Source organism: Arthrobacter sp. Y-9 (assembly GCF_029690065.1).
Lineage (GTDB): Bacteria > Actinomycetota > Actinomycetes > Actinomycetales > Micrococcaceae > Arthrobacter_E.
Genome location: NZ_CP121463.1, coordinates 3,381,070 through 3,393,172 on the forward strand (window position 1 = coordinate 3,381,070; position 12,103 = coordinate 3,393,172).

Annotated in this window: 12 protein-coding genes; 6 read left to right on the plus strand and 6 right to left on the minus strand. The window is 70.7% G+C overall.

Features of this window, described 5'->3' with window-relative positions:
* Positions 1-4 precede the first annotated feature (4 nt).
* Both P9849_RS15335 and P9849_RS15340 read left to right on the plus strand, forming a co-directional pair.
* Positions 5-613, plus strand: a complete 609-nt coding sequence (locus P9849_RS15335; protein WP_278267577.1) for a GrpB family protein — start codon at positions 5-7, stop codon at positions 611-613.
* A 37-nt stretch (positions 614-650) separates the two neighbouring features.
* Positions 651-1,175 carry a GNAT family N-acetyltransferase gene (locus P9849_RS15340; RefSeq protein WP_278267578.1) on the plus strand — a complete coding sequence of 175 codons (525 nt, stop codon included), beginning with the start codon at positions 651-653 and terminating at the stop codon, positions 1,173-1,175.
* A 10-nt stretch (positions 1,176-1,185) separates the two neighbouring features.
* On the opposite strand, the gene P9849_RS15345 is transcribed toward P9849_RS15340, so the two are convergent.
* Complete coding sequence (locus P9849_RS15345; protein ID WP_278267579.1) at positions 1,186-1,839, minus strand: nucleoside/nucleotide kinase family protein; 654 nt, start codon at positions 1,837-1,839, stop codon at positions 1,186-1,188.
* A gap of 382 nt (positions 1,840-2,221) precedes the next feature.
* Between P9849_RS15345 and P9849_RS15350 the strand changes: the two genes are divergently transcribed.
* Together P9849_RS15350 and P9849_RS15355 are read left to right on the plus strand one after the other, a co-directional pair.
* A complete protein-coding gene (locus P9849_RS15350) occupies positions 2,222-2,428 on the plus strand; it encodes a CsbD family protein (RefSeq protein ID WP_278267580.1) in 207 nt (68 codons plus the stop codon).
* 144 nt (positions 2,429-2,572) lie between these two features.
* Positions 2,573-3,229, plus strand: a complete 657-nt coding sequence (locus tag P9849_RS15355) for a hypothetical protein (RefSeq protein ID WP_278267581.1) — start codon at positions 2,573-2,575, stop codon at positions 3,227-3,229.
* A gap of 45 nt (positions 3,230-3,274) precedes the next feature.
* On the opposite strand, the gene P9849_RS15360 is transcribed toward P9849_RS15355, so the two are convergent.
* Positions 3,275-3,955, minus strand: a complete 681-nt coding sequence (locus tag P9849_RS15360; RefSeq protein WP_278267582.1) for a type 1 glutamine amidotransferase domain-containing protein — start codon at positions 3,953-3,955, stop codon at positions 3,275-3,277.
* A 145-nt stretch (positions 3,956-4,100) separates the two neighbouring features.
* A complete protein-coding gene (locus tag P9849_RS15365; RefSeq protein WP_278267583.1) occupies positions 4,101-4,697 on the minus strand; it encodes a TetR/AcrR family transcriptional regulator in 597 nt (198 codons plus the stop codon).
* Positions 4,698-4,807: 110 nt separating this feature from the next.
* Between P9849_RS15365 and P9849_RS15370 the strand changes: the two genes are divergently transcribed.
* Positions 4,808-5,749 carry an NAD-dependent epimerase/dehydratase family protein gene (locus P9849_RS15370; RefSeq protein WP_278267584.1) on the plus strand — a complete coding sequence of 314 codons (942 nt, stop codon included), beginning with the start codon at positions 4,808-4,810 and terminating at the stop codon, positions 5,747-5,749.
* A 2-nt stretch (positions 5,750-5,751) separates the two neighbouring features.
* Here the strand turns inward: P9849_RS15370 and hrpB are convergent, their stop codons facing one another.
* The 3 genes from hrpB to P9849_RS15385 all read right to left on the minus strand — a co-directional run bounded on the left by hrpB (position 5,752) and on the right by P9849_RS15385 (position 10,654).
* Positions 5,752-8,430 (minus strand): ATP-dependent helicase HrpB, encoded by a 2,679-nt coding sequence (gene hrpB, locus P9849_RS15375; RefSeq protein ID WP_278267585.1) that lies wholly within the window; start codon positions 8,428-8,430, stop codon positions 5,752-5,754.
* Positions 8,427-9,014, minus strand: a complete 588-nt coding sequence (locus tag P9849_RS15380) for a DUF308 domain-containing protein (protein ID WP_278267586.1) — start codon at positions 9,012-9,014, stop codon at positions 8,427-8,429. The genes hrpB and P9849_RS15380 overlap by 4 nt, the downstream gene beginning before the upstream one ends.
* 119 nt (positions 9,015-9,133) lie before the next feature.
* Positions 9,134-10,654 carry a UDP-N-acetylglucosamine 1-carboxyvinyltransferase gene (locus tag P9849_RS15385; protein ID WP_278267587.1) on the minus strand — a complete coding sequence of 507 codons (1,521 nt, stop codon included), beginning with the start codon at positions 10,652-10,654 and terminating at the stop codon, positions 9,134-9,136.
* Between the two features lie 664 nt (positions 10,655-11,318).
* On the opposite strand from P9849_RS15385, the gene P9849_RS15390 reads away from it, so the two are divergent.
* Positions 11,319-12,038, plus strand: coding sequence for a hypothetical protein (locus P9849_RS15390; protein WP_278267588.1), 720 nt, complete (start codon positions 11,319-11,321; stop codon positions 12,036-12,038).
* The last annotated feature ends 65 nt before the right edge of the window (positions 12,039-12,103 follow it).

Sequence of the window (12,103 nt, forward strand, 5' to 3'; positions counted from 1 at the left end):
CCCTATGCCGAGCAGAGAGAGCATCGTCAGCTTCGAGGAACCACCGGCCCCGGAAGGCGTCGATCCCTATGTGAACGGCGCCGGGCCGAGCCCGGGGATCGCCGTGGTGCCGCCGCGGGCGGAGTGGCCCGGGCTGTTCGAGACGCTGACCGCGCGGATCCGCGCCACGCTCGGCTGGAGAGCGCTGACCATCGAGCACGTGGGCTCCACCTCCGTGCCGGGTCTGTCCGCCAAGCCGACCATCGACATCGACCTGATCGTCGCGGACCCGGAGCGGGAGGAGGACTACGTCCCGGCACTCGAACAGCAGGGATTCGTCCTGAGGGTCCGCGAGCCATGGTGGTTCGGCCACCGGATGCTCGCCCTGCAGGAACCGGCTTGTCACCTGCATGTCTTCGGCCCGGACAGCCCGGAACCGGTCAAACACCGGATCTTCCGCGACTGGCTGCGCGGGAATCCCGATGATCGCGAACGCTACGAGGCGGCGAAGCTGCGCGCCTCAGCGGAGGCGACCGCCGCGGGGGAACACTCCATGGAGTACAACGCCCGCAAGGAGTCCGTCATCCGGGAGATCTACGACCGCGCCTTCCGCGCCGCGGGGCTCATCCGCTGAGCCGTTTCGCCCGCCGATTCCTCTACGCTGAGGCCTCATGGAGTTCACCATCCGTCCCCGCGTTCCCGGCGACGTCCCCGCCCTCGCCGACTTGCTCGAACGCCAGCAGCCCACGAGCCGCTATCCCTTCGTGTGGCCGTTCCCCGGCGGCGCCGAATCCTTCCTCGTGCGCGACGGCGAACTGGCCTCCTGGGTGGCCGAGGCCACCGATGGCACGCTGCTGGGTCATGTCGCGGTCACCCGGGTCGACGACGGCATCGAGGGCCGGCTCTGGGCGGACGCGCTCGACGCGGGCATCGACGAACTGCGCTGTGTGAGCGTCCTCTTCACCGATCCGGCGCAGGCGGGATCCGGCGTGGGCTCGGCGCTCCTGGAACGCGCCACCCGGGCCGCTGCGGCCGACGGCCTGCCGGTGCTCGACGTCGTCGCCTCGGCCGAGCGCCCCGTGCAGCTCTACCAGCGGCGCGGCTGGCGGATCATCGCCACCATCTCCGCGCCCTGGCACCCCGAGCTCGACCTGCCCATCCACCTCATGGTCCTCCCCCAGGACGGCGCGGCGTAAACCTCACCCCTCACTCCGGCCGCACGACGACGGCGGCCCGGCCCCGCGCGGCCCGGATCAGGCGGGCGTTGGCCTCGTCCGTCCCGAGGGCCCAGGCGCGCGCCGCGTCGGGACTCTTGCCGAAAGCCTCGTGACGCGCGATGAGCCGCTCCAGCCGGACGCCGTCGTCCGGTTCCACGAACCAGGCCTCGTCGAGAAGCGGGAGCACGCCCGCCCACGGCCCGTCCTGGAGCAGAAGGTAGTTGCCTTCGGTGACGATCAGGCGCGCCTCCCGGGGGACCGCGATGGCGCCCGCCACCGGTTCCTCGATCTCGCGCCGGAATTCCGGGGCGAACACGACGTCCTCATCCCGCGCGCGGAGCCGGCGGAGCAGCGCGACGTAGCCCGCGCCGTCGAACGTTTCGGGGGCGCCCTTGCGCTGCCGCAGCCCGCGACGTTCCAGCACCGCGTTCGCCAGGTGATAACCGTCGAGAGGCACCGCGACGGCGAGGTCCGGGCCGAAGCGGTCCACCAGCGTCGCGGAGAGTGTGGTCTTCCCGGCGCCGGGCGAGCCGGCCAGGCCGAGGATGATACGCTCCCCGGACGCCAGCAGCCGTTCGGTCCGCTCGAGGGCCGCGGGCAGGCCGAGCGTGGGTGGGGCGAGGTCCGGGGCGACGAAGTCCATGCCGGAACCGTACCGCGACGGAGCAGCGGTCGGGAGGCTTCCGGACCGTGCCGGGAATCCGGGCACCGTGGAAGGTCCCGACGGGCGTACCCGGGCAGGGCGGCTCGCGCCCTGCCGGCCGGACCGGGGTGCGGTACCAGGGCGCCGGACGGGTTCGACCCCGGCTCCACACCGGTTCAGCGCAGCGCGAACACGCCCCTGCTCCCCCGCCATTCCGGGCTTTTCAGCGGTTCCTGGGAATTCGCCGGGTTGCGGACCCAGAACAAGTGTGATGAGGATTGAAGTATCGCTTCACGGCGTAGCGGTTGATGGGAGAGACATCTCTTACCGCCCGTTCCACGATTCGACCAAGGGCCACGAGCCCGCTGACGAGGAGGACATCATGGGTATCGGCGACAAGATCAACAACAAGGCTGAAGAGCTGGGTGGCAAGGCCAAGGAAGCGGCCGGCCAGGCGAGCGGCGATGAGCGCCTCGAAGCCGAGGGTCAGAAGGACCAGGCTTCGGCGGGCCTGAAGCAGGCCGGCGAAAAGGTCAAGGACGCCGCGGCCGAGGCCGTGGACAACGTCAAGGACATCTTCAAGAAGTAGCATCCCGACGGCGGTCTTCCGCCACTCGCGACGTGCAGGCTGTGGCCCGGGCGATGCCCGGGCCACAGCCGCGTCCGGGGAGTCCCCGCCGAGGGGCCCAGCCGGGTTCATCGGATTAGCCCATCGATTGGATACACTGTCGCCATGCAGACCATTCCAGAGCGTCAGGGTCGTGTCTTCCGCATCGCCGCGCTGTGCCAGTTGACCGCGGTGGGGCTGGTGCTCGGTGGATTCGCGGGGCTGCTCCTCGGCCTGAGCCGCAACAGCGGCAGCATGGTCCCGGCCGTGATGGTCGCACTCTCCGTCGTTCTCTCGATCGTGATCATGGCGGTGTTCGTTCCGCTCATGGCCTCGGAAGAGCGGAACCTGCAAAGACGGCTGAACGAGTGCGACGCCGCCGCGATGACCTCAGGCGTGACGGCCTGGCCTGCGGCGACCGCGGTCTTGGTCCGCGTCATGCCGGCACGACGGCGCGCCACCTTCAAAACGGCGCTTTTCGCGGCGAACACCCCCGAACGGGGCGTCCTTCCCGTGGCCGTCCGGCTCCCCGCGGCGGCTTCGCCCCAGCCTTCCAGCGGCGCGTGGCTCCGTCTGAGCCCCATCGACCCTGCGGTCGCGGTCATCGACCCCTTCGCCACCCCGGACGATCACGCGAACGCGGGTACCGACCCGGCCCTCGCCCGCCTCAGCAGGGTGCAGCGCGGCCTCGCCGTGCCGGCCGGGGCCTGGGTCGGCCCGGCGCTGATCGGCGTCGCCGTCGCGGTGGTCATGGCGGCGCTGACGACCCTCCTCGCCCACTGATCCACGACGGCGGGCGGTCGCCGACGTCGTCAGCGCCGCCCCGCCTCAGAGCTGCGCTGCGACCTTCTGGGCGGTCTCCTTCGCCGAACCGGGGTTCTGGCCCGTGACGAGCTTGCCGTCAGTCACGGCGTAGGAGACGAACGGCAGCTTGGCCTTCTGGTACAGGGCGCCGCGCTTCTTCATCTCCTCCTCCGCGTTGTAGGGCACGAGCTTGTCGACCCGGGCGAGGACCTCCTCCTGCCAGGCGAAACCCGTGAGGTGCTTGCCGTCGACCAGCAGGCTCCCGTCCGTGAGGCGGACATTGAGCAGACCGCAGTATCCGTGGCACACCGAGGAGACGACCTTGCCCTGCTCCCACAGTTCACGGGTGAGGCGTTGCAGGCCTTCGCTGTCCGGGAAGTCGTACATGACCGCGTGCCCGCCGGTGAAGTAGATCGCGTCGAAGTCCTCCGCGTTCACCTGATCGGGGCTGAGAGTGTTCTCCAGCAGCGCCATCCGCTCCGGATCGGCGTGCCAGGCCTTCGCGGATTTGTCATAGCTCGGGAACTTCAGTGAGCGCGGCTCCAGCGGCACCTTCCCTCCCTGAGGACTGACGATGACCTGTTCGTAGCCGTGCTCTTCGAACACCTCCCAAGCGTGGGTGAGTTCGGAGAGCCAGAGGCCGGTGGGGTGCTCCGGATCGTCGTAGTGGCTGACATTGGTGACGACGTGCAGGATGCGGGTCATGATTCCTTCTTCCTGGTGATCTTCTTCAGGGGAGCTTGTCGCCGAGTTCGGGGGTTCGTTCCGAAGCCGGGGGTTGCAGGCGGTGTTCTCGGCGCGAACCCCCGAAGTCGGCGGGACGACGAGGACGACGGGGGACGACGGCGGGCTACCGGGACACGGCGCCGCCCATGCTCAGCACCGCCGAGGTGGCGGCGCGCACCCGCGCCTCGACGTCGTCGAGGTTCTCCGGGCGGAGCTTGCCGTCCAGATGCAGGAAGGCCAGGCCGTGGGCCATGCCCCAGAAGGCGACGGACAGATTCGGGACATCGGCCTCCGGGAACATGCCGGCCAGGACGTCGTCCAGGACCGCATGCAGCTGCGCGGCGGCGAGGACGCGGTCGTCGTCGGCGTCGTCGCACTCATTGCCGAACATGATCCGGAACTCCGCGGGACGCTCGAGCGCGAAGAAGACATAGGCCACGCCGAGGCCGCCGAGGATGTCGGAGGGTGCCGCGCCCTCGGGAGCGGCCTCCAGCGCCGCGGCGAGATCCACCGTCAGATCCCGGAAACCCGCGACGGCGACGGCGCCGTCGAGCGCCTTCCGGTCGGCGAAGTGACGGTAGGGCGCGGTCTGCGAGACCCCTGCGCGACGGGCGACCGCCCGCATGGAGAACGGCTCCCCGGACTCCAGCAGCTCGATCGCGGCTTTCAGGAGCGCGGCGCGCAGGTCCCCGTGATGGTAGCTCTTCTCCAAAGTTGACACTGAACACTTCCACTCGTACGCTGATGTGTGCAGTGACAACATTACCTCACTGCGGCAGCGATGCGCATCCGCCGGCCGGGCGGAGCGCGGACGAAGGAAAGGCGGAAACCATGCAGACGATCCTGGGGGCGAGCGGGCAGATCGCGGTCGAACTGGCGCGCGAGCTCCACCGGGCCCACACCGCGGACCTGCGACTGGTCAGCCGCAATCCACGGAAGGTCAACGCGACGGACACCGTCCAGCGGGCCGACCTCCTGGACGCGGAGCAGACGCACGCTGCCGTCGCGGGCAGTGAGACCGTCTACTTCACGGCGGGACTTCCCGCCGACACGGCACTGTGGGAAGCCCAGTTCCCCACCATGCTCCGGAACGCCCTCGACGCCTCCCGTGCCGCCGGGGCGCGGTTCGCCTACTTCGACAACACCTACATGTATCCGCAGGACGCGCGGGTCCAGACCGAGGACACCCCGTTCGAGCCGGTCGGGGCGAAGGGCCGGGTCCGCGCGGCCATGGCCGAGATGGTCCTCGCGGAGATGGACCGCGGTGACATCCCCGTGCTGATCGCCCGCGCCCCCGAGTTCTACGGCCCCGGCCGCACCCAGGGCTTCACGAACGCCCTGGTCATCGACCGCCTGAAGGCCGGCCGGAAGCCCGTGGTCCCGGTCCGGGATGATCGGCGCCGCAGCCTCATCTGGACGCCGGACGCGAGTCGCGCCCTCGCCGCACTCGGCAGCGCCGACGACGCCTACGGCCAGACCTGGCACCTCCCCGTCGACGACCAGCACCCCACCTATCGCGAGTTCGTCACGGAGGCGGCGCAGGTGTTCGGGCGGAACCCCGGGTACACGGTGGCGCCGGAATGGGTGCTCCGCGCCGCCGGCGTCGTCAACGCCCAGGCCCGGGAGATCCGCGAACTCCTGCCCCGCTACCGGCACGACAACCTCTTCGACTCCACCAGGTTCCGTACGCGCTTCCCCGATTTCCCGGTGACCACGTATCAGGAAGGCCTGCGGGCGATCCAGCGCGAGCACGACGCCGCGCAGGCCGGCTGACCCTATCCGCCCATCCGGTTCTTGGTGCGGGCGGTCGCGACGGCGGCCCACGGGTCCTCCGGCCAGGGATGCTTCGGGTACCGCCCCCGCATTTCGGCCCTGACCTGCGCATACGGACCGGACCAGAACGATGCCAGGTCTGCCGTCACGGCCAGCGGCCGCCCCGCCGGGGACAGCAGATGGAACACCACGGGCACCCTTCCGTCCACGAGCCGCGGCGTCTCGGCCCAGCCGAAGCACTCCTGAAGCTTTACGGCGACCACCGGCTGCGGCACGGGAGCGCCGTCGGCCGGAGCCTCCTCCACCTCCGGATAGTCGAGGCGCACCCGGCGTCCGCTCGGCACCTCGAGCTCCGCGGGAACCAGCTCCTCCAACCGCACGGCCTCGGGCCACGGCAGCAGACGGCGCAGCGCATCCACGAGCGGCAGCGCCTTCACGGAGGCTCCGCCGGCGAGCGCCTCGAGTTCGGGCCCCAGCCACTCATCGGCGCGAGCCAGCAGCGCCGCCGACGACATGTCCGGCCACGGATCCCCCAGCACACGGCGCAGCAGGGCGAGTCGACGCCGCAATGCGTCCGCCGGGCCGGGGAAGCCGATGACGTCCAGCCCCTCCTGTTCCAGGGCCCGGAGGACGGCGGCATGGCCCTCCCGGTGACCGGGCTTCACGGGCGTCGAGGACAGCACGATCGCTCCCAGCCGGGAGACCTTCCGCGCGGCCACCCGGCCGCCGTCGAACGACGCCTCCACGCCATCGGCCAGCAGATGCGACGCCGCGAGCGCCGCGGTCTCCCCGGAGATCCCGGCGGCGGCACGGATCACGGCCCCGGTCCCGGCGGCCTCACGACCGCCGGCCCGGCTCGCCTCCGCCACCGCGAGCCACTCGTGCCCCGAGAGCGGACTCCCCGACGGCAGAGCCGCCCGGGGCCCGGAGGCCAGCAGGTAGACCTCCCGCTCGCCCGGCACCCTGCGGGCCACCTGCGCCGGGAAGGCGAGCGCGACGACGGCGCCCACCTCCTCCCCGCGCGGCACCGCCCGGGCGGGGGCCGGCGTCGTCGTGCGTGAGGAGTCGGCGATGCGCTCGAAGCGGCGGACTTCGTCCTTCCAGGCCCGCGCCTGCGGGTCCTGCCCGGAGCGCAGCCCGCTCAGGAGTCTGCCCAGGTCGGCGCCCGGCGCCCGGAATTCCCGCGCCACGAGGGCCACGGCCTCCGCCGCGGGACGGGCGCCCAGGAGCGCGGCACCTTCCAGCAGGGCCCGGCCCAGCCGGGGGTCGGCGGGAATCCCGGCGAGGGTCCGCCCCTCCTCGGTCGGCTGACCGTCCGCGGTCACGGCTCCGAGGGCCGTCAGCGTGGCGAGGGCGTCGCGCAGGGCGGGCAGCGGAGGTGCATCGGGCAGGGCGAAACGAGCGGGGCCATCCACGCCGGACAGAACTCCGGGCAGCGCGCCCCAGCAGGCCAGCACGAGGGCGGCCTCCGTCAGGTCCGAGGCGGCGATCTCCGGCGTCGGCTGAGCGGGGGCGGCGGCGAAAGCCCGCTCGTCGCAGCACCGCACCGCACGGCCGGGGCCTTGCCGCGCGGCTCGTCCGGCGCGCTGTTCAGCACTCGCTCGCGAACACGCGACGGTCACCAGACCGTTCATGCCCCGCGAGGCATCCCTCCGGGGCTCGCGGCTCAGGCACGAGTCGATCACGAGGCGCACGCCGGGGACCGTGAGCGACGATTCCGCCAGGGACGTGGACACGACGATGCGCGGACGGTCCCCCGGCCGCCGCCCCGAGACGGCTCTCTGCTGTTCCGCGGGACTGATCTGGCCGTGGAGTTCGAGGACCTCCGTGTCGGGTGCCAGACCGCGGAGCCGTTCGCTGACATGCCTGACCTCGCGGGCCCCGGGGACGAACACGAGAGCGTCGACGTCAGGGTCCGCGGCGAGCGCGGCCCGGTGCTCGCGGGCCGCCGTGTCGGCCACGTGATCCAGGAAACCCCTGGTCACGCCCCGTTCGTCCATGCGGGCGACGGGCGAGGGAATCCAGGCCACGTCGAGCGGATGCAGCGCCGAGGGGCAATCGATCACGGGCGCCGCGCCCGCCGCCCTGCCGAGCAGCTCCGCGAACCGCGCGGCGTCCAGAGTGGCGGACATCGCGACCACCATCAGGTCATCGCGAAGCTGCCGCAGCTCGGCGAGCATGGCGAAGAGCAGGTCGCTCTCCAGAGCGCGTTCGTGCACCTCATCCAGGACGACGGCGTCCACCCCGTCCAGGGCGGGATCGGCCAGGAGGCGGCGCAGCAGGATGCCGGGGGTCACGAACTCCACGACCGTGTCCCGCGCGGCCTGTCGTTCGCCCCGGACCGTGAACCCCACTTTCCGTCCCAGCGGGCTCCCGTCCAGGGCGGCCAGGCGCGACGCCGCGGCCCGTGCGGCGACCCTTCTCGGCTGGGTCACGACGACGCGCGGGCTCCTCCCCGCGGCCCGCGCACCGGCGAGAGTGGCCACGAGAGGCGGGACGAGGGTCGTCTTGCCCGTCCCGGGCGGCGCCTGGACGACAGCGGCGGGCCCGGCGTCGTCGTCCCTCCGGCCGGAAGCGGACCCGTCCGGTCCGCCGAGCGCGACGGACAGCTCCCCGAGCGCCGCGGCGAAGGGCAGCCCCGCGCCGATCACGTCAAGGTCGAACAGAGACGCTCCGCTCATGCGGCAGCCTGAGCCCGGCGCAGTTTCGTGACGGACAGGACGGCGATCTTCAGGCCGACCAGCACGCTGCGCAGACCGAAAGCGAAGGCCAGCACCGTGGTCCCGGTGCCCGGCAGCACCGCGCAGAACGCGGCCAGGACCAGATCCAGGATGCTCCGGAGCAGGTCCTGCCACGGCGCGTCGGAGTGGTCGCGGAGCACCTCGACCAGTCGCGTGGCCCCACTGGAGACGAAGGTCAGGGCCGCCAGGTACACCAGCACGGCGGAGGGGAGCGGGATCAGCAGCACGACCAGGCCGGCCGCGATCCAGACGAGCCCGAGGAGGAAGGGCCAGAGCCGTCGTCGAGCCTTTTCCGCCCGTGCCTCCTGCGCGGCGTCGGCCAGATCGCCCAGGCCGGACAGCACGAAGCCCGCCCCGGCGTAGATCTCGATGCGGGTCAGCGCCCCGAGCGGATGCAGGAACAGCCAGACGCCACCGGCCAGGGACGCCAGGCCGACCAGGAACACCACCCACCAGGGCAGCCGAGCGACATGCTTGCCGAGCAGGCCGGGCAGGGTCCAGAAACGCTGGTGGATGGAGCTCATTCCTCCATTCTCCCCGGCGGACGCCCCCTGGCCACGTACGCGAACCGCCACTTGATGCCCTTTTCCGGGGTGGATACGGGCATCAAGTGGCGGTTCGCGTGGTGGGGAAGCGGCGGAGATCAGTCCTCGAAGTACTCGATCCGTGCGCCGATCGAGTTGAGACGGTCCGCGAGGTCCGCGTAGCCGCGCTCGATCACGTAGATGTTGCGCAGGGTCGAGGTGCCGCGGGCCGCGAGCATCGCCAGCAGCAGGCAGGCCGCCGGACGGAGAGCCGGCGGGCAGCCGATCTCGGCCGCGCGCCACTTGGTCGGGCCATTGACGTAGATGCGGTGCGGATCCAGGAGCTGCACGTTGGCGCCCAGGCGGTTGAGCTCCGTCAGGTAGATGGCACGGTTCTCGTAGACCCAGTCGTGGATCATGGTCTGCCCCTCGGCGTTGGCCGCGATGACCGCGAAGAACGGCAGGTTGTCGATGTTCATGCCCGGGAACGGCATGGGGTGGATCTTGTCCACCGAGGCGTGCAGCTTGCTGGGCTTGGTGGTGACGTCCACCAGGCGCGTGTGGCCGTTGCGCGCCACGTATTCGCCGGAGATCTCCAGTTCCTGGCCCATGTGCTGCAGGAAGGCCAGTTCGATCTCCATGAACTCGATCGGCACGCGGCGGACGGTGACCTCGGAGTTCGTCACGATGCCCGCGGTGATCAGGCTCATGGCCTCGATCGGGTCCTCGGACGGGAAGTACTCGATGTCCTGGTCGATGTTGGTGCGGCCCGTGATGCGCAGCGTCGTGGTGCCGATGCCCTCGATCGTCACGCCCAGCATCTGCAGGTAGAAGCAGAGGTCCTGGACCATGTAGTTGGGGCTCGCGTTGCGGATCACCGTGGTGCCGGTGCGGTGCGCGGCGGCCATGATCGCGTTCTCGGTGACGGTGTCGCCACGCTCGGTCAGCACGAAGGTGCGGTCCTTGCTGTCGGCCTCGGGGGCCTGGACCAGGTAGAAGCCGGACTTGGCCTCCACGGCGAGCCCGAACTGGCGCAGCGCCTGCATGTGCGGCTCCACGGTGCGGGTGCCGAGGTCGCAGCCGCCGGCGTAGGGCAGCTGGTACTCCTCGCGCTCGTCCAGGAGCGGGCCGAGGAGCATGATGACGCTGCGGGTGCGACGGGCCGCGTCCACGTCCATGGCGTCCAGGTCCAGGACGGCGGGGCGGCGGATCTGCAGGTCGTTGTCGTTCAGCCAGGTGCACTCGACGCCGATGCTCGCGAGCACCTCGACGATCCGGTTGACCTCCTCGATGCGCGCCAGGCGGCGCAGCGTGGTGGTGCCGCGGTTGATGAGGCTGGCCAGCAGAAGCGCGACGCCGGCGTTCTTGCTGCTGTTGACGTCCACCGCGCCGCTGAGCTGATGTCCGCCCTCCACCCGCAGGTGGGTGACGCGCGGCCGCGCGGGGGTCAGGAGCGTCGCCTCGAAGAGATCCTCCAGGCGGCGGATCATGCGCAGGCTCAGATTCTGCTTGCCGGTCTCCATGCGGGCCACGGCGCTCTGGCTGGTGCCGAGCTCCTCGGCCAGCTTGCCCTGCGTCCAACCCTTCTCGCTGCGAGCGTCGCGAAGCCAGGAAGCCAGGTGATCCATCGTCTCAGTCATGAGCATGAATATATCAGATGTGAGTTACCGCGACGCAAATCACCGGTCCGTCAGGGTGAATATGGGATACCTAAGTCGCAGGGTGCGATATTTCTTCCGGAATTTCGCGTCACGATCCGCGGGTCAGGGCCACTCAGCACCCCGGGCCGCCTTCACCGCCGTTCCTCACCCGCCGCCCCGTACCTCCCCGCCCCACCTGCCCACTCGCCCCACCTGCCGAGTCGCCCCACCTGCCCCACCCGCCGTACCCACCTGCCGAGTTCGGGGGTTCGTTCTCGCCGCGCGGGTTGCAGCCAGTGCTTTCGGCACGAACCCCCGAACTGGGCCCAGATCAAGGTTCCAGATCCCCGGCACCCACAGACCCGTCCGGTTCGCTTATCCACATGGGCCAGGGGCCCCCTCTTCCTCGCTCGAGTTCCAGACGAGACTTCACACATGAAAACCGTGACCGGGCAATTCCTCGAGCACCTCGAGACCAGCGCTCCGCGCTTCTGGCGCACCCGTCAGCTGCTGGATTCCGGCGTGGGACACCAGGGCATCCGATGGCTGCGCCGAGCCGGTCACCTTCAACGGCTTCGACGGGGCTGTTATTACCCCCCGAACCGCCTGGGACCAGCGGAAGCCCTGGGAACAGGACACGCTGCGGATCCTCGCGCACGCCCACGTGGCGGTCCGGGCATCGCCGAGCCGGTATGCCTACAGCCACGCCACCGCAGCGCGGCTCCGCGGCTGGGCCGTCCTCCATCCGGAACCGCTGATCCACGTGACGAGTTCAGCCCGCCCGGGCCAGGGACAGCATGCGCCCGACGTCGTGGCGCACACCGCGCCGCTGCCGGCGGACCAGATCGAGGTGGTGTCCGGCGTCGTGGTCACCTCGGCCTGCCGGACCGCCGTGGACTGCGCGCGGTCTCTGACGTTCAGCGGAGGAATGGTCGTCATGGACCAGGCGCTGCGATCCGGAGTGCGCCATCAGGAGGTGCTGGACGCGACGCATCAGCTGGTGGGCCACCGGGGCGTGGTGCAGCTCCGGCGGATCCTGGACGGCGCAGATGCCCGTAGCGAGTCCCCCGGCGAGAGCTGCACTCGCGTCGTGCTCGGACGGATGAACATCGAACAGCCCACGCCTCAGCTGGAGGTGTGGACCGCCCGTGGAATGCGTCGCCTGGACTTCGGGTGGGAGGCGAAGAAGCTCGCTCTGGAGTTCGACGGGAGTTCCAAATACTTCGACTTCAAGCCGACGGCTCAGGCGCTCGTGGAGGAGCGACAGCGCGAAAAGCTCTTGATGGAACAGGGGTGGTCCTTCATCCGGATCTCCTGGCGCGACCTGCAGGACGAGTCCGCCCTCAAGCAGCGGATTCTGGCCGGCCTGCGGAGGAGCCGATGAACCGGCGGTCCTTCGCGCCGGGCTCGGGGGTTCATGCCGGAATCACCGGCTGCAACCAGTGGTCT

What these genes read in the sequence shown, in the direction of transcription:
- P9849_RS15335 (WP_278267577.1), top strand. Translation starts at nt 5, where the DNA reads ATGCCGAGCAGAGAGAGCATCGTCAGCTTCGAGGAACCACCGGCCCCG.
- P9849_RS15340 (WP_278267578.1), top strand. Translation starts at nt 651, where the DNA reads ATGGAGTTCACCATCCGTCCCCGCGTTCCCGGCGACGTCCCCGCCCTC.
- P9849_RS15345 (WP_278267579.1), bottom strand. Translation starts at nt 1,839, where the DNA reads ATGGACTTCGTCGCCCCGGACCTCGCCCCACCCACGCTCGGCCTGCCC.
- P9849_RS15350 (WP_278267580.1), top strand. Translation starts at nt 2,222, where the DNA reads ATGGGTATCGGCGACAAGATCAACAACAAGGCTGAAGAGCTGGGTGGC.
- P9849_RS15355 (WP_278267581.1), top strand. Translation starts at nt 2,573, where the DNA reads ATGCAGACCATTCCAGAGCGTCAGGGTCGTGTCTTCCGCATCGCCGCG.
- P9849_RS15360 (WP_278267582.1), bottom strand. Translation starts at nt 3,955, where the DNA reads ATGACCCGCATCCTGCACGTCGTCACCAATGTCAGCCACTACGACGAT.
- P9849_RS15370 (WP_278267584.1), top strand. Translation starts at nt 4,808, where the DNA reads ATGCAGACGATCCTGGGGGCGAGCGGGCAGATCGCGGTCGAACTGGCG.
- hrpB (WP_278267585.1), bottom strand. Translation starts at nt 8,430, where the DNA reads ATGAGCGGAGCGTCTCTGTTCGACCTTGACGTGATCGGCGCGGGGCTG.
- P9849_RS15380 (WP_278267586.1), bottom strand. Translation starts at nt 9,014, where the DNA reads ATGAGCTCCATCCACCAGCGTTTCTGGACCCTGCCCGGCCTGCTCGGC.
- P9849_RS15385 (WP_278267587.1), bottom strand. Translation starts at nt 10,654, where the DNA reads ATGACTGAGACGATGGATCACCTGGCTTCCTGGCTTCGCGACGCTCGC.